Below are 16,094 nucleotides of genomic sequence, written 5' to 3'. Positions count from 1 at the left end.
CGGGACTAGGGGTAATTGCTGAGGGTAACAACGTGGCGGGGGCTGAATAAAGGGGTGTATCCTCTGCTCTCATCCGCGGGTGAAAGCGTTTGAGAGCAGAGGATCGGTAGAAAAATCTCGCTAGAAAATGTCCAACGAGGAATCAGCGTTTACTATTTGCCGTTGGCTAGTTGCCCTTGGCTAGTTGCCGTTGACTAGAGCTGCGGCGCGCTCCTGTGCCTGACGTTCGATATTGCGTACTTCAAGGATGAGCGGTTCATGCTCATTGAGCCAGGTCGCGGCCTTTTCGTAGTAGATATTCTGTGCCTTAGTCAGGATTCCAGTGGACTTTTGGCAGTTGTAGTCGGCGTGAGCTAGGGCCTGCTCTTCCGCATTGGCAGCTACATTGGCTGCCTTGTACTTACCCCAGGTTTTCTCTGCGTAGCTGGGAGCATCTCCGAAGTGCTGGATATCGGTGTATCCGCTTTCTTTCATGCATGCACCGTAGGTGGTGTCATCGCGGTAGTATTTCCCCATTTCTTCTACCGCGTTATTTTTGGATCCACCCGTGGTGAGCTCATTAATGAAGTTGGTGTATTTGAGGTAGTTTTCTGTTGAGCCGAAGACAGCCTCTGCCGCACGTCCCAGGCATGAATCTGTTGCCATGCCGACCTGGGCACCGTTACTCAGCGTGATGGTGACAGTTTTGCTGTCTGCGGCTTGGGGGTCACCTTGGAACGCCTTGCGATATGCCGGGTTTTCCATCGCGGGTTCATTGCTGGAGCTAGCGTTGTCCTGCCGGGTGAATAAGTACCCTCGGGTGGCCGCTTCTTCGCTGGGGAGGTAGGCATCACTCATCGCAAGTTCAAGAACGGAGGCACCGGAAATAATGTTCTGACTACCGGAGTAGGTGAAGGACTTCTCACTCATGCACTTTTTGACCTCGTTGACGAGGGCCACGTTAATATCCGGGGAGGGATTCTCGTAGCTTGCCAGGACATTGCGAATGTCTTGCTTAACTTCAACGGTGGTGGAGCAACTCGATACGCCCAGACAGCAAGCAATACCGATAAGGGCGAGGGATGCGAAGGGCTTCTTTGCCATGGACTTCACCTTTCTCAAGCATCATTGGTGGGTGAGAATCGGCAGTGATACGGGCGTATCGTGGAGGCTACTTACAGACCTGCTATATGGTGTGAACCTGCGTTTTGTAGCGTAGAAGCGTCGTGAGCCGATTACTAACATAATAGAGTGCTACCCCCCCGTACAACAGATACATAACATATATTTATGATGTGTCGCACCTTTAAGAATGCATGTAAAAGGGCTTATGAATTAAAGGGCGGTGCCCCGGAAGAATGACCTTCCGGGGCACCGCCCTTTAGCTATCTCAAAGACTTATTCGGCCCGAAATATTCAGTTTAGAACTTCGTGCCGGTCAAACGCTCATACGCCTCAACGTAACGGGCACGAGTCTTCTCCACAACCTCCTCAGGCAGGTGCGGCACGTTATCCGAACCGTCCCAACCCGCCTCCGGGGAACGCAGCCAGTCACGCACATACTGCTTATCAAAGCTCGGCTGTGCACGACCCGGCTCGTACTGGGTCGCATCCCAGAAACGCGAAGAGTCCGGGGTCAGCACCTCATCACCCAGGGTGATTTCGCCGCGGTACGAATCGGTACCGAACTCCATCTTGGTATCCGCCAGAATAATGCCCTGCTCGCGAGCGATCTTCTCCGCAGTGGTGTACAGGCTCAGGCTCAGCTCCTCCAGGCGCTCACCCACCGGCTGACCCACCTCAGCGTACAGCTCCTCACGGGTCACCAGCTCATCATGCTCACCCACCTCAGCCTTACCGGTCGGAGTGAAAATCGGGGTGTCCAGGCGGGAACCATCCACCAGACCCGCAGGCAGCTTTACACCAGCAATCTCACCGGTCTCGTTATACGCAGCCAAACCCGAACCAGTCAGGTAACCACGCACAATGCACTCCACCGGGAACATATTCAGCGAACGGCAAATCATAGCTCGACCAGCCACAACATCCGGAACGTCAGTGGACAGCACGTGGTTCGGGACCTGCTTGAGCTGCTCAAACCACCACAGGGACATCTGAGTCAGAATCTTGCCCTTATCCGGGATCTCGGTAGGCAGAATACGGTCAAAAGCGCTAATACGGTCCGAGGCGACAACCATGACCGAACCGGCACGCAGCTCAGCGTCATCATTGACGGTCAAGCCGGTAGCGTCAAAACGTTCCTCATTCGGAACGTACAGGTCGCGGACCTTACCGGAATAAATGTGAGTCCAGCCCGGGATTTCCAGGGGGTTAGAACGAGAAGTCATGAGAATTTCTCCTGATGAGGTGGTGTGATGTGGATGCAAAAAGTCTGTGTAATTACAATACCGCGACAAGCCCAACTCCCGATAGTGCCAATCAATCATCAATACGGCACAATCTTGAGGCAAAGAAGCGACCGGCTCCCCCACCCTCAAGCGGGGAAGCCGGTCACATTAAGGTTTTAGCTACGCGGAGCGGGAATGTGGATGCGGTTCTCCACAGCCTTCAACGCGATATCGGTACGGTACTGCGCGCCAGCCCAGGAGATAGCACGAACACCCTCGTAGGCGGCGTTACGGGCAGCAGCCAGGTCATCGCCGAGAGCAACAACAGCCAGCACACGACCGCCAGCAGTCAGCACACCCTCCTCGGATGCAACAGTGCCCGCGTGAATCACGTGCACGCCCTCCAGGGCGTTCGCCTCATCCAGACCGGAGATGACGTCACCCTTGCGGGGAGTGTCCGGGTAGTTCTCGGCAGCCATAACCACGTCCACTGCGGTGCGGGGATCCCAGTCCAGCTCGGTACCCTCAGAAATTTCACCCCGAGCAGCCGCGCGCAGCAGCTGACCCAGCGGGGTGCGCAGACGCGCCAGAACCGCCTGGGTTTCCGGGTCGCCAAAGCGTGCGTTGAACTCGATAACGCGCACGCCGCGGCTGGTCACAGCCAGACCGCAGAAGAGCACACCCACGAACGGGGTACCGCGCTCAGCCATACGAGCCACGGTCGGGCGTGCAACCTTCTCCACAACCTCCTGCACGAAGCCCTCGGGCAGCCAAGGAAGCGGGGTGTAGGCACCCATACCGCCGGTGTTCGGGCCCTCGTCATTGTCGAAAATGCGCTTGAAGTCCTGAGCCGGGGACAGCGGCAGAACATTCTTGCCGTCAGAAATGACGAAGAGGGACACCTCGGGGCCGTCCAGGAACTCTTCGATGACCACGGTGCCGCCAGCGTTGAAACAAGCCTGAGCGTGCTCCAGTGCCGCGGTGCGGTCCTCGGTCACCACAACGCCCTTACCCGCAGCCAGGCCGTCGTCCTTCACCACGTAGGGCGCACCGAACTCGTCCAGGGCAGCCTGCGCCTCAGCGGCATTCGTTGCCACGTAAGCACGAGCAGTCGGCACGGAAGCCTCTTCCATGACCTGCTTTGCAAAAGCCTTGGAACCTTCCAGCTGTGCAGCAGCTGCGGAGGGGCCGAAAACGTCAAAACCCGCCTCACGCAGTGCGTCAGAAACACCTGCGACCAAGGGCGCCTCCGGGCCAATAACAACCAGGTCGGCGTTCAGCTCACGTGCCAGGGCGGTTGCCTGGGCGGGGTCATTCGCATTAATTGCGTAGACGGGAACATCCTGGGCAATGCCGGCGTTGCCGGGGGCGCTGTGCACCTCAGTTACCTCAGGGTCGCGCAGAAGCGCTCGAATAATTGCATGTTCGCGGCCGCCGGGGCCCAGTACCAAAACCTTCATGCTATTCAGGGTACCCGCTATCACACTAAAAATGTGAGCTGGGAGCACTAAAAATGCGGCTCTTCTCATCGAACGGCACGCTCAAAAGAATGCCTATCAGAGAAGAACCGCATCAGGTGAGTATTCACCACAACATAGGTGGCTTTGATTCGGGTTAGACCAATGCTGTCACAGCTGCAAGACCACCAAAAACAATACCGGGGGCATTAGCGATGACAATTGGAATGTCCTTCTTGGGGCGCCACAGGCCGTACAGCATCCATAGAGTGCAGTTGATAGCGGCTACCAGAGGCTGAATCCAGTCGCCCTTGTGACCGTTCAGGTTACCGATAATCTGCGGGAAGTAGAAGACATACATGAGCACGGCAGCAATCGAAGCAGCTCGCGCGAGAATGGGGAAAAACTTGGCGTGAAATTCAGATTCAGCGCTCATGCCGCTTTTTTCTGCGGTGTTCTTAGGGGTGGTGGAAGAAGAGTAGTTCCGCTCTGCCATAAAGTTACCTATTCCTGATGATTTAATGTGCGTATTATCTGAGGCTGTCGTTCTCGCAAACAGTGGAGACGTAGATGATGGGAGAATCTGTTCTGGGTGGCACCAGGATACGTGGCGTTAGGAAGGGGCCGCTCCCATGTTGAGAGGCATGCGCAGACTTCTACGGGCATACTCCACGAATATTCTATTCCCCCATGCTAAATACCACCGATCAACATGAGAGATATCACGCATATAGCTCACTGCCAGCCCAAAAAATATCACGTAACCATACAAAAATAAGGATGAATCCGCCCCGCCCTTACAGGCAACGTTCTGCACGGAAATATTTGCGGGGATACCATTCTGAGCCGCCTTATACACGTAAAACCGCGCACATAAGGCAGAACAATACACCCCTTAAACTAGAAGAATGACCAACAGCACCACTCCACAGGCAACCACTCCCACCACCTGCCAGAGCAGCGCCTTCGACGTAGAACTCGCGCAACTCACCCGCAACAACCTCATTGAGGCACGACACCGCGGCCGCCTCATCCTCCTCAGCCCCGATGGCGATGTGCAGCTTGCCCTCGGTGATATTCACGAACCATTCTTCCTCCGTTCCGCCGCCAAACCGTTGCAGGCCATTGGATCCATGAAGGCGGGCGCACCCCTGCGCGGTTCCCAGGTCGCCATCGCCTGCGGATCGCACCGCGGCACCTTCGAGCAGATGCGTGCCGTGCAGGACGTACTCACCCAGGGCAGCACCGAAACCAACCCGCTCACCCCGGAAAACCTGGCACTCGAGCCCATGCTCCCTGCCGATAAGCAGGCACGCCAGGCAATGACTCAGGCGAACCTCGCTGCTACTGCCCTGGCGCACCCCTGCTCCGGCAAGCACGCCGCATTCCTGTGGGCGTGCACCGCCAAGCTTGAGCGTGGCGACCTCGAAGAGGGCTCGCAGAACTGGATCCTGCACAACTACCTCGACCCCGCACACCCGCTGCAGCAGGTCATCACCGAAGAAATTGAAGCATTCACCGGCGAGCCGGTAGCCGCCATCGGCGTTGACGGATGTGGCGCACCCGTGCACGCCGTCTCCCTGGCCGGTGCCGCACGCGCCTACTCAACCCTCGGCTCGGCAATCCGCAACCTCGGGGCGGATGCGCGCGCCTCCACGGTCGCGACCGCCATGGTGGATTACCCCGAACTGATCCAGGCACCCGGCTCCCCCGACACCGTGCTCAGCGAAGAGCTGGACGCAATCGTCAAGGGCGGCGCGGAGGGCGTGCTCTGCATTGGTCTGCGTTCGGGCGCGTCCGTGGTGGTAAAGATGAGCGACGGTTCGCACCGCGCCATGTACGCCGTGGCTCTGCGTGCTCTCGCTGCTGGCGGCTACCTGAGCGCCGAAGAGTACGAGCGCCTACTCACGCTGGTGGTTCGCTCGGTGACCGGCGGCTACGTGGATGGCAAGCCGGTTAAGGTGGGCGAGCTTCGTGTGCACGAGGAGCTCTTTACCCGCGAGAATCTGGCTCCCAGCGCCCCGGAAGGGAACTAGTTGTGGCGATTCGGCGTAAGACCAGCGAGGAAGCAGGCATGGCGGCGGTGCACGAAGTGCGTGCCTTCTTTGAGGCGCAGTGTGCGGCAGTCGGTGAGCTTGCAGATGTGCATGCCCGAGGTGAGTACCTGCTGAACAGCCCCGAGGTAGAGCAGGCGTTTGCTGCTCTCCCCCGTTCAGTGCGTACGACCTTTGTGCGCTTCACCCTGGAGGAGCTGGCAACCCTCGCCCCTGGCAATAGCGTGGAGGTGCGTGTGCCCCCGCTGGGTGTTACCCAGTGCGTGGCGGGTCCTCGACATACGCGCGGCACTCCCCCGTCCGTGGTGGAGGCGTGTCCGCTCGTGTGGGCGGCACTGGTTCTGGGTGCCTGTTCGTGGGCGCAGGCGGTAGGTGCCGGTACGCTCGATGCGTCGGGTGAGCGTAGTGATCTTTCGGGTTTGTTGCCGCTCTTCTAGAATTTGCTACGAGCCAGCAGGTCCACGCAGTCTTCGTGATTTAGCGTATTTGGTGCCTGTTCTAGTGGTCCATCCTGAGGTATTTAGCGTATCCTTCACCGCATCGGCTCCGAAACCCGGTACACTTTTAAAGGTCTGGTGTATGCTACGGCACACACGGGCAGGTGTGAGTGCGGCAACACGCCCTCATCTTGCGCTTGCACAGACGCATCCGCAGTCCCAACGTCGAAAAGAAGTGAATTGATTCGCCCCGACGGAAAACTCACTCACGACCTCGATCCGATTGACCACGGACCCAAGGACGCCTGCGGCGTCTTCGGCGTCTGGGCTCCCGGCGAGGACGTGGCAAAGCTAACCTACTACGGCCTGTACGCACTCCAGCACCGCGGCCAGGAATCAGCAGGTATCGCAACCAGTAACGGCAAACGCATCCACGTGTACAAAGATATGGGACTGGTCTCCCAGGTCTTTGATGAAGCCACCCTCAGCTCCATGCCCGGCGACCACGCTATCGGCCACGCCCGATATTCCACCACCGGCGCATCCCACTGGGCTAATGCACAGCCCACCCTCGGTACCACCCCGCACGGCACGCTCTGCCTGGCGCATAACGGTAACCTCACCAATTCCGCTGACCTTTACGACCGTATTCTCGAAAAGAACGGCGGCAAGCCCCCCAAGCACGGTGAGCTTGCTCAGGGTAACACCACCGACACCGCACTCGTTACGGCTCTACTGGCAGAGCATGACTTCGATTCCCTTGAAGAAGCAGCACTCGACCTATTGCCGACCCTGCGCGGTGCTTTCTGCCTCACCTTCATGGATGAGCACACCCTCTACGCTGCACGTGACCCGCAGGGTGTACGCCCCCTCGTGCTCGGTCGTCTGGAGCGTGGCTGGGTTGTCGCATCCGAAACCGCGGCACTTGATATTGTCGGCGCGTCCTTCGTGCGTGAAGTGGAGCCCGGCGAGTTCATCACCATTGACGAGAACGGTCTGCGTTCCCAGCGTTTCGCAGAAGCTAAGCCCGCCGGTTGCGTCTTCGAGTACGTCTACCTCGCTCGCCCGGACACCACCATCTCCGGCCGTAGCGTCTACGAATCCCGCGTAGAGATGGGTCGTCAGCTTGCCCGCGAACACGCTATTGAAGCTGACCTGGTCATGCCCACTCCCGAATCCGGTGTTCCGGCTGCTATTGGTTACGCCGAAGAGTCCGGCATTCCCTACGGTAACGGCCTGGTCAAGAATGCCTACGTGGGCCGAACCTTCATTCAGCCCTCGCAGACTATCCGCCAGCTCGGTATTCGACTCAAGCTGAACCCGCTCAAGTCTGTGGTGGCCGGCAAGCGCCTCGTCGTTATTGACGACTCCATTGTTCGCGGTAACACTCAGCGTGCCCTCGTGCGTATGCTCCGCGAAGCTGGCGCGAAGGAAGTGCACGTGCGCATCTCCTCCCCGCCCGTGAAGTGGCCTTGCTTCTACGGTATTGACTTCGCCTCCCGCGCGGAGCTGATTGCGAACGGCCTGTCCGTGGACGAAATCGCATCCTCCCTGGGTGCCGATTCGCTCGGCTTCATCTCACAGGACGGCATGATGGCAGCCACCGAGCAGCCCGCCGAAAACATGTGCACCGCATGCTTCACCGGCGAATACCCGATTGAGTTGCCGAGTGAGGAACGACGCGGCAAGTCCCTCTTCGACTCCACGGAGAAGGGCAATGGCGGCCCCCTCGCCGGTAAGGCGGCTGAGGTGACCGTGGAGCGCCCCGTCCCCTCCAAGCCTGAGCATGCTGAGGCAGTCTCCATCGATACCCGCGAAGGCACCGATACTCTCGAAACGAAGTTCGACCCCTCCGCAGTACAGGTTGCCGCAGACGATGCCGGTATGGGCATGTGCAACCCCGGCCCCGACGCCGACCTCGAGGCACTGCTCACGGAGCAGGACCGCACCCCCGCAAACTCCTCCGCTACCACTACCCCGAAGGAATCCTAATGAGCGAAAACACCACCACCGTAACCTACGCGAGCGCAGGTGTTGACGTAGAGGCTGGCGATCGCGCCGTTGAACTGATGAAGGGCGCTATCAAGGCGACCCACAACTCCTCCGTAGTTGGTGGCGTGGGCGGCTTTGCGGGCTTGTACGACGTCTCCGAGCTCGTCAAGTACCGCAAGCCCTACCTGGCTACCTCCACCGATGGTGTGGGCACCAAGGTCGCTATCGCGCAGGCACTCGATATTCACGACACCATCGGTTACGACCTGGTAGGCATGGTCGTGGACGACATCGTCGTCTGCGGTGCGAAGCCGCTGTTCATGACCGACTACATTGCTACCGGCAAGGTCGTTCCCGAACGTATCGCTAACATTGTGCGCGGTATCGCTGGCGCATGTGCACAGGCTGGCACCGCCCTGGTTGGCGGCGAAACCGCTGAGCACCCCGGCCTGCTCGCAGAGGACGAGTACGACGTTGCGGGCGCAGCAACCGGTCTGGTCGAGGCAGACGAACTGCTCGGCCCCGAGCGCGTGCGTGAGGGCGACGTACTGATCGCTATGGCGTCCTCCGGTATTCACTCCAACGGCTACTCCCTGGTCCGTAAGGTCCTGAACGTTGCCGGCTGGGGTCTGGAGCGTCAGGTGGACGAACTGGGCCGCACCATCGGTGAAGAGCTGCTCGAACCCACCCGCGTGTACGCGGCAGACTGCCTGGATTTGGCGGCAGCATTCCCCGTCAACGGTGAGGACGGCACCACCGGTAGCGGTGTGCGCGGCTTCTCCCACGTGACCGGCGGCGGCCTGGCAGCTAACCTGGCTCGCGTTCTGCCCCAGGGCCTGGAGGGTCGCGTGGACCGCTCCACCTGGCAGATTCCCGCAATCTTCTCCCTGATTGGTTCGCTGGGCAACGTACCCCTGGCCGATCTGGAGCGTACCCTAAACCTGGGCGTGGGCATGATTGCTATCGTTGACCCCTCCGTGGCTGAGGCTGCTACCAAGCGCCTGAACGACCGCGGCATCCCCTCCTGGATTATGGGTGACGTTGTTGCCGCCGGCGAGCCCGAGGCTAACAACCCCGATTACGTTCAGGGCGCTAAGGGCGTGGACGGCGGCGCGGTTCGCCTGCTGGGCTCCTACGCTTCCTAAGGACGCTTTCTCCAGTAGACAGCGAGCGCCAGCTTGCTGGTGCTGATGAATTCTACAGACCGGGGCGGTCACCCATGCGGTGGCCGCCCCGGTCTTTTGTGTGCCTGCAGGCAGGGCGCGCTGTCTGGCGTGTTTGATGTCAGCTTTTTATTTAATTTTAGGCGTATTTTGACTGGTTTTTATCTTTTAATATCAACCGCATTTTTAATGCATTTGAGTGCTTACATCACAGTGTTAAAAACATTTACTTATCACCCCACCCTTCAGTGGCACCATGCAGTTCACCTCACACACCCAAACCTTCAAGCCTCACCTACATAAACCCTCAATGATTAGGCACTATTCAGCCTAGATAGGTTAATTTTCTACACATTAACCCACGAAAACTGCTCTAAAAATCCCTAAAGCTCACCTTGAAGTAATACCTTAGAAATGTACGTTACACACCATCGAAAAAGAGTTCTTCCTGTACGTAAAAAGGGTCAAAAACGCTATTCCCTCACCCCTTTCAGCACTTCAGCACACCCAAAAACAGAGCCCTTTGCCGCCCCGTAAAACCAAACCAAAAAATAGGCCGAACGCATCCATACACATCACACAGTCCGCACCAACACACCTACATCAGGAGAACCAGATGAGGCTTCCATACTTCGGCGTGTAGCGTGCCCTAACACCCCCACCGCGGCAGCCCCGGGTACGCCCCGCAGTACAGCAAGCAGTGGAACCTCGCTGACGACTACGACCGGATTCCTGGCGCCCCCGCACTGGAAATCCCCGAGATGCCCAGGTCTACGACCTGAATGGTGACACCGAGCCCATCATCCAGGATGAGCCGCTGGTCACCAACCCGGTGCAGAAGCCCGCGAGACCAAAGAAAAGCACTAGCCGCGCTGCCGGGGTGATTCTTCATAATATTCGCCCCGCCGGTATAGCAAGGCCCCCGATGAGAGAACTCATCGGGGGCTTTTCGTATCTAAACTCTAACTCAACTGGCGGAGATGACTAGTGGCGATTACCGGTCGCGAAACCAAGATAGCCATTGTTCGGGTAGGTGTTCACAGAAGCACCGTACCAGGAGCGGTAACGCGGAGTGTGGCCGTAACGCGGACGCGACGGGTAGGAGGGGCGAGTGACCGGGCGGGACGGGCGGGTCACCGGACGGCTAGCCTTAGGAGCCGGGATCACCTTCGGTGCGGGGGCCTGCTGACGCTTAGCATCCTCTTCAGCCTTCTTGCGTGCTGCCTCTTCAGCCGCCTTCTTGCGTGCCGCCTCAGCTGCGGCAGCCTCCGCAGCTTCACGGTCGGAACGAACCTGCTGAACCGCGCGTGCCGCATTCACAATGCCGGAACCGCACGCGGACTGGTCGCACTCAACACCCTGAGAGGTGGACTGCAGAGCCTTCTTCGCCTGAGCGTAAGTAAGCTTCGGGTCGACCGCCTTCATGAGCGCCACAATACCAGCAACGTGCGGTGCCGCCATGGAACTGCCCTGGTACTCGGCGTAGTCAGCCTTGCCGGGAGCGGTCTTACCAGCGTTGAGGGTGGAGAGAATACCGCCGCCCCAGTAGCGGCGGTCGCCACCGGGTGCGCTCACGTCCACGCGGGAGCCGTAGTTGGAGAAGTAGGAACGTTTGCCGTTCTTATCGGTTGCGCCCACGTTGATGACGTCCTCACAGTTGCCGGGGCTGGACTTCGAGGCATCAAAGCTGTTGTTACCGGCTGCGACGACCACAATGGAGCCGCGCTTATTTGCCTGAGCAATCGCCTGGCGGTACGGGGTGGTGCAGGTGCCCTCGCTACCGATGGACATGTTAATGACCTGGGCGGGGTTCTGGTTTGCGGGAACGCCACGCACGCTACCACCAGCAGCCCAAATAATGCCGTCAGTGATGTCTGAGTCGAAGCCACCGCAGGCGCCCAGAACGCGCACGGGCACAATCTTCGCCTCGGGCGCCACACCGGCAATGCCCTCGTTATTGTTCGCAATAGCGGCAATAGTGCCCGCCACGTGGGTGCCGTGCCAGTCGGAAGGGCTTGCCTTCGAACCGGTGAAGCACTGGTTGTCTACGGTCCAGTTGCCGGCGTCGGTCGGGTCGGAGTCGCGGCCATTACCGTCGTTGGAGAACGCCGACTCGGCGATGAAATCATAGCCGTGCAGCACGTTAGCGTCCAGGTCCGGGTGAGCGGTGATACCGGAGTCCAGCACCGCCACGGTCACACCCTTACCGCGGGTGGTGCCCCACGCCTCCAGCGCGGAGACTCCGTTCTCACCGGTGAGGGACCACATGCGGTTCATCTTCGGGTCATTGATTTTGATGGTTTCCGAGGTGTGATCCACGGTGGCGTAGCGGCGCATATCGGGTACTACGGAGGCGACCTTGGAGTTCGCGCTCAGGGCGTTCATATACTGCTGCGCCTGAGCCGGGGTGAGCTCCGAAGAGGTGGTGACTACGCTGGCATCCAGTGCGGTGGAACGGACGTAGCTGGTCTTAATGTTCAGCAGCTCGTCGATACTCTGCACATCGGAGGTGATGCCTGCGTAGAGTGCGTCACTCCAGGTTGCCTGCTGGGTACCCGCAGCTGCGGACCAGTCAATCTGGTCTGCAGCGGCGTCGGCGGAGGCGGCGTTCTTCGCCTCATCGGTGTAGGTGATGATGAAGCGGTTGTATGCCACGGGCGCGGACTGCGCAGTATCGGAGATCTGGGCAGTATTAGATGCCTCTGCCGTCGCAGATGCCTTAGGGTGGGGAGCCTGCGCGGTGGGTGCCGCCACGGCGGGGATCACGCTTACCGAGAGCAGGCAGGTCGCGGTGACGAAGCTCAGCAGGGAACGCTGTGAGGAGCGTGCCTGGGAGGGGCGAGCAATGCGAAACATGGACGTCCTTGAGGTGAGTGGTACCGGGTGCGCACGATGCGGTGTAGCGTTGCCGACTTGCGTTGAGGGCGCAGAGCCAGGTGTGTGTACTCGGTACGAGTGAATACGGAAGAGTGGGGTGTTAGCGCTGTGCGGTGTTTTCATCGCACGCATCTGCCGGGCAGATGTCTCTGTGGGTAGATGCTGTTGTGCGGGGTGGTTGATGCATGGCGCTGTGGTGCGTGGTGTCTGCATTGTAGCTTGTGCGGCTGTTGAGGGTAGCTCACAATATGCATGCACGGGTACGTACCGTGAGATACTCTATCACCCTTTTTGGGTTACTTTATGAATAAAATAACCTTTATGATGCAGGTCACTTTATGTAAAGATAAGTAAAACTTAAATCTTTACTTCAAGCCCAGGAGAATAGCTCAACCAGGCATTTCCTTATTTGCATTTACGTGAAATAAAAATCTTATTATTTACGCCACACTATCGAGCTTTAGCCGCTTCACACATAGGAAAAGATACTAGGATAGCGACATCCCACCACATAAACTACTTCCAAAGAACTCCCGCACACAGGCTGAGAGAAAATATATATCAATGCAGTGATATGCATTTTCTTTTTTCTATTCGCTCCTCACAAGCCAATACACAAAGAATGCAGATATTTTCTAAAAGGTGCATTTATGTTAGTGGATGACCAACCCCCTTGCCGCTTCCAGCGCTCACATACGCAAAGACCCCGTTGAGTTTTCTCATCGGGGTCTTTTCGTGAACAGAACGCTGCCGCTTTTGATGCTGCAGCTTGCATCTCCCACCTATCCTCACGACTGATGGGTGGGAGAAGTTTTGTAGGTAGCCTCTAGTGAACTAGCCGCTAGGGACCTACCTAGGAGGCGGGCATTCCGGCACGAATACCGGCAGCCTCCATGCGAGCCGACTCGTAGCTCACCGCACGCAAACCGGAAGAGGTGGCGATTGATTGAGTCTTTTCTCGCGTATTTTTCTGACGCTGGGTAGGTAGAAAGACCCAGCGGCGCTGAACCGCGAAGCTGATCGGGATTAGAATCAGTTCGGTCAGAATCTTGGTGACCAGCAGGGACGCCCCCAGACCGGTCAAAGCTTCCATCAGAGCCGCGTTGACTGCGAGGATGCCCACCGCCAGCACGGTGTAACGTACCAGCGAAGAGGATGCGGAGGGGCATGCACCTCCGTCATGCATAAGCATTCGGTTGACGGTGAAATTCGTTAGCGCCGAGATGACGCGGGCACCAATCACGGCTGCCAGCAGCGGAGCGCCTATGCCCATCAGGACGAAGAAGGCGATAGCATCCACGAGGAAGCCGGTCAGGAAAGACGAAACCAGGAAGGCAAGCAGCGGCGCGTAAATGAGCGCCGAGTCCTGCAGAGGCCTAAAGTGGCTGGTCGGGTTGCCCGGCTCGTAGACCTTCACAATAGGTACCTGCACCAGCTCCACGTCTGCGCGGGTTGCTCGCAGAAGCATGGAGAACTCGTACTCGTACTTATCGCCGGGGATCTGCAGCAGCCAGTCCAGAATCTGCGGAGTGAAGCCGCGCAGACCGGTCTGGGTATCTGCCACGCGGGCGCCGGTCGCCAGGGCGAAGAAGCCTACGGTTGCGCTGTTGCCAATCTTGGAGCGTAGCGGCACCTTGGTGCCTTCTTCGCCGGCGTTTGGGTCGGGCTTGGTACGCACGCCGAGGATGATGCTCATCTGGCCTGCCGCCGCTGCGGTTTCGGTGCGCACGCCCACACGGAAGATGTCCCGGGGTAGGTGCTGGCCGTCTGCATCGGCGGTGACGATGACCTCGCCGGAACGGTTTGCTTTCACCCAGTCGATGCCGGTGCGCAGTGCCGCACCCTTACCCTTGTTGACCGGGTGGGCCTGCACGGTCACGCCGTCGATACGCAGTTCGGTAAAGATTGGCGCATAGGTGCTGCCGGAGCCATCGTCAATGATGAGAATTTCTGTATCCGGATCCTGTTCACGCAGGGCACGGACAAAGCGGACTAGTGATTGGTCCGGTTTATAGGCGGGTATCAGGATAATCACGATGCGCTCCCTGCTATGTAGAGGATGTCGCTGGTGCCACGTTCCTTGGTGCCACCCTGCGGGCGATTGACCAGCTCATTGTTGAAGACCATGGCGGAGGAGCCACCACCGTCCAGGTTGTAGGCGCTCACGCAGCCGAGGTCCTTGAACATCTGGGCGAACTCGGGCATCGTCACGCCACGCGAGTAGTTGGTGGAGCGGCCATCGACCACAATGAAGACCAGGTGATTGGTGCCGAGCACACCTACACCGGTTCGCGGCTGGTTGCCCTGGATGGAGTGGTTACCAAAGTTGGTGTCCACCTCGACGCTGTCGATGCCGTCGACGATTGCGGAGTCCTTGACCAGCGCGGGGCCGAAGGAGAGAGTGTTCCACACACCCTCGTTGACGAGGGTCTGGGCATTGGTTGCGGTTTCGTCGTAGAGCTTGACGGAGCCGTCGCGGTAGAAGGCGAAGCCTTCACGTGCGCCAGAGTCACGGTAGACAACACCGTTTCGGATCACGATGCCGGTGGTACGGAAGCCATAGTAGTCACCGTTGATTGCCCAGATGCCGTTGTGTTCAGCCGCCATGTTCGAGGGGGTGTCGATGATGTTCTGGCCGAACTTGTTATTGGCGAAGGCGCTTCGCAGCAGAGTCGCGTTGTCGAGCTTTATGTCTGCTACGAAGGAGACGACCACATCCGAGCCGCTACCGGTGGTGTTGGAGGTGATGGTGATAGAGCCTTCGTTAGCGGTGAGGCTCTGACCGTTGACCTTCACGCCAGTCAGTTCGGTGGGGTCTGCGGTGGCGGAGCCGGAGGCGCTTGCGTTTGCCTGGGCTGCAGCCGCCTCGTAGGCGGTGGTGTCTTCGATTTCGGTGTGCTCTGCCAGGTAGCGGTTGTATGCCCACCCCGTACCGCCGCCGACTACTGCGAGTGCACCGAGGCCGCCGCCGATAAAGATTCGACGAGTGAGATTCTTCTTGGCTAGCTTCTGCTCTGCAGCGGTTTGTACTGCGTTAGCTTGTTCTGCCGCGGTCTGGGTGGTCTGGTCAATGTTCTGAGTCATGTTCTGTTCGTTGTTCATGTCTCTAGAATGCCGGCCTATTCTCTGTGCCAGTCATGACTAAGCTGTGCAGGAGCTATGCATGATTATTCATTTCAAACTTTTTTATTACCAACTATGCCTTATTACCAAATAGATTTATGCACATATATGTATAAGCATGTTTATTGGCTCTGCGCTCCACATAGTTAAGACCCCCCGTCGGCAGCCTGCCTTCGCACACACCCGGGTGCATCCGCACAAACTGCGGGCACGAAAAAACCGGCTGAGCACCCCGTGTGGGGTCTCAAGCCGGTTCATCAACTATGAAATACGCTCGGTCGATATGCACCGAATCATTCCGCGTATTCTTTATGCCTCATCCTCGTAGGACGCGTACTTTTCTGCGTATGCCGAGTAGTCGTCCTCGTCGTCATAGCGACGGCGGGACGAATCGGAGGACTTCGTTTTCTTCGCGCTGCTGAGCTCGCGCTCGAGTGCGCTGTAGTCGGTCTCGGGGCTGAAGTACTTCATCTCCCGAGCCTGCCTTGTTGCTTTAGCCTTCTGACGGCCGCGCCCCATGGCGTGACCCCCTCTTTCATCCTGTCCGAGGCGAACAGCACGTGCAGCGCATCGCTCTCGGATCGTTCAACAGTCTTTACTACACTATAGAGTACCCTGTTTCAGCCCTGAATGTCTCGCTCAGCGGCACCTATTTTGCGTATCA

General features: G+C 58.4%; 12 protein-coding genes. 4 read left to right on the top strand and 8 right to left on the bottom strand.

Going from position 1 to position 16,094, the window contains the following annotated elements:
• Positions 1-180: 180 nt before the first annotated feature.
• The 4 genes from ACUXHH_RS01325 to ACUXHH_RS01310 form a co-directional block, all read right to left on the bottom strand.
• Entirely contained in the window at positions 181-1,083 is a 903-nt protein-coding gene (locus tag ACUXHH_RS01325) for an adenylate cyclase (RefSeq protein ID WP_458390648.1), read from the bottom strand.
• A gap of 317 nt (positions 1,084-1,400) precedes the next feature.
• Positions 1,401-2,327 carry a phosphoribosylaminoimidazolesuccinocarboxamide synthase gene (locus ACUXHH_RS01320; protein WP_049327456.1) on the bottom strand — a complete coding sequence of 309 codons (927 nt, stop codon included), beginning with the start codon at positions 2,325-2,327 and terminating at the stop codon, positions 1,401-1,403.
• 176 nt (positions 2,328-2,503) lie between these two features.
• Positions 2,504-3,787, bottom strand: a complete 1,284-nt coding sequence (gene purD, locus ACUXHH_RS01315) for a phosphoribosylamine--glycine ligase (protein ID WP_458390647.1) — start codon at positions 3,785-3,787, stop codon at positions 2,504-2,506.
• A gap of 154 nt (positions 3,788-3,941) precedes the next feature.
• Complete coding sequence (locus tag ACUXHH_RS01310) at positions 3,942-4,280, bottom strand: hypothetical protein (RefSeq protein WP_279791365.1); 339 nt, start codon at positions 4,278-4,280, stop codon at positions 3,942-3,944.
• A gap of 412 nt (positions 4,281-4,692) precedes the next feature.
• Here ACUXHH_RS01310 and ACUXHH_RS01305 point away from each other — a divergent pair, with 412 nt between their 5' ends.
• From ACUXHH_RS01305 to purM, 4 genes are all read left to right on the top strand, one after another.
• On the top strand, positions 4,693-5,820 hold the full coding sequence (locus ACUXHH_RS01305) for an asparaginase (protein WP_458390646.1): 1,128 nt from the start codon (positions 4,693-4,695) through the stop codon (positions 5,818-5,820).
• Positions 5,821-5,822: 2 nt separating this feature from the next.
• A complete protein-coding gene (locus ACUXHH_RS01300; protein ID WP_458390645.1) occupies positions 5,823-6,275 on the top strand; it encodes a sterol carrier family protein in 453 nt (150 codons plus the stop codon).
• Positions 6,276-6,515: 240 nt separating this feature from the next.
• Positions 6,516-8,267, top strand: a complete 1,752-nt coding sequence (purF, locus tag ACUXHH_RS01295) for an amidophosphoribosyltransferase (RefSeq protein WP_314078518.1) — start codon at positions 6,516-6,518, stop codon at positions 8,265-8,267.
• On the top strand, positions 8,267-9,412 hold the full coding sequence (purM, locus tag ACUXHH_RS01290; protein ID WP_279740901.1) for a phosphoribosylformylglycinamidine cyclo-ligase: 1,146 nt from the start codon (positions 8,267-8,269) through the stop codon (positions 9,410-9,412). The genes purF and purM overlap by 1 nt, the downstream gene beginning before the upstream one ends.
• Before the next feature lie 1,002 nt (positions 9,413-10,414).
• On the opposite strand, the gene ACUXHH_RS01285 is transcribed toward purM, so the two are convergent.
• From ACUXHH_RS01285 to ACUXHH_RS01270, 4 genes are all read right to left on the bottom strand, one after another.
• Positions 10,415-12,286, bottom strand: a complete 1,872-nt coding sequence (locus tag ACUXHH_RS01285; RefSeq protein ID WP_458390644.1) for a S8 family peptidase — start codon at positions 12,284-12,286, stop codon at positions 10,415-10,417.
• A gap of 874 nt (positions 12,287-13,160) precedes the next feature.
• On the bottom strand, positions 13,161-14,342 hold the full coding sequence (locus tag ACUXHH_RS01280; RefSeq protein WP_279740905.1) for a bifunctional glycosyltransferase family 2/GtrA family protein: 1,182 nt from the start codon (positions 14,340-14,342) through the stop codon (positions 13,161-13,163).
• Positions 14,339-15,409, bottom strand: a complete 1,071-nt coding sequence (locus ACUXHH_RS01275; RefSeq protein ID WP_279740906.1) for a phosphodiester glycosidase family protein — start codon at positions 15,407-15,409, stop codon at positions 14,339-14,341. Before ACUXHH_RS01275 ends, ACUXHH_RS01280 begins: the two co-directional genes overlap by 4 nt.
• A 330-nt stretch (positions 15,410-15,739) precedes the next feature.
• Positions 15,740-15,949 (bottom strand): DUF3073 domain-containing protein, encoded by a 210-nt coding sequence (locus ACUXHH_RS01270; RefSeq protein WP_005504588.1) that lies wholly within the window; start codon positions 15,947-15,949, stop codon positions 15,740-15,742.
• Between the last annotated feature and the right edge of the window lie 145 nt (positions 15,950-16,094).

It is taken from the genome of Rothia sp. 110740021-2 (genome assembly GCF_054263775.1).
Note: the sequence above shows the minus strand (reverse complement) of the source record. Positions and strands in the feature narration are given on the sequence as shown.

Excerpts from the sequence above, each read along its gene's own strand:
- ACUXHH_RS01325 (WP_458390648.1), bottom strand. The coding sequence starts at position 1,083 with ATGGCAAAGAAGCCCTTCGCATCCCTCGCCCTTATCGGTATTGCTTGC.
- ACUXHH_RS01320 (WP_049327456.1), bottom strand. The coding sequence starts at position 2,327 with ATGACTTCTCGTTCTAACCCCCTGGAAATCCCGGGCTGGACTCACATT.
- purD (WP_458390647.1), bottom strand. The coding sequence starts at position 3,787 with ATGAAGGTTTTGGTACTGGGCCCCGGCGGCCGCGAACATGCAATTATT.
- ACUXHH_RS01310 (WP_279791365.1), bottom strand. The coding sequence starts at position 4,280 with ATGGCAGAGCGGAACTACTCTTCTTCCACCACCCCTAAGAACACCGCA.
- ACUXHH_RS01305 (WP_458390646.1), top strand. The coding sequence starts at position 4,693 with ATGACCAACAGCACCACTCCACAGGCAACCACTCCCACCACCTGCCAG.
- purM (WP_279740901.1), top strand. The coding sequence starts at position 8,267 with ATGAGCGAAAACACCACCACCGTAACCTACGCGAGCGCAGGTGTTGAC.
- ACUXHH_RS01285 (WP_458390644.1), bottom strand. The coding sequence starts at position 12,286 with ATGTTTCGCATTGCTCGCCCCTCCCAGGCACGCTCCTCACAGCGTTCC.
- ACUXHH_RS01275 (WP_279740906.1), bottom strand. The coding sequence starts at position 15,409 with ATGAACAACGAACAGAACATGACTCAGAACATTGACCAGACCACCCAG.
- ACUXHH_RS01270 (WP_005504588.1), bottom strand. The coding sequence starts at position 15,949 with ATGGGGCGCGGCCGTCAGAAGGCTAAAGCAACAAGGCAGGCTCGGGAG.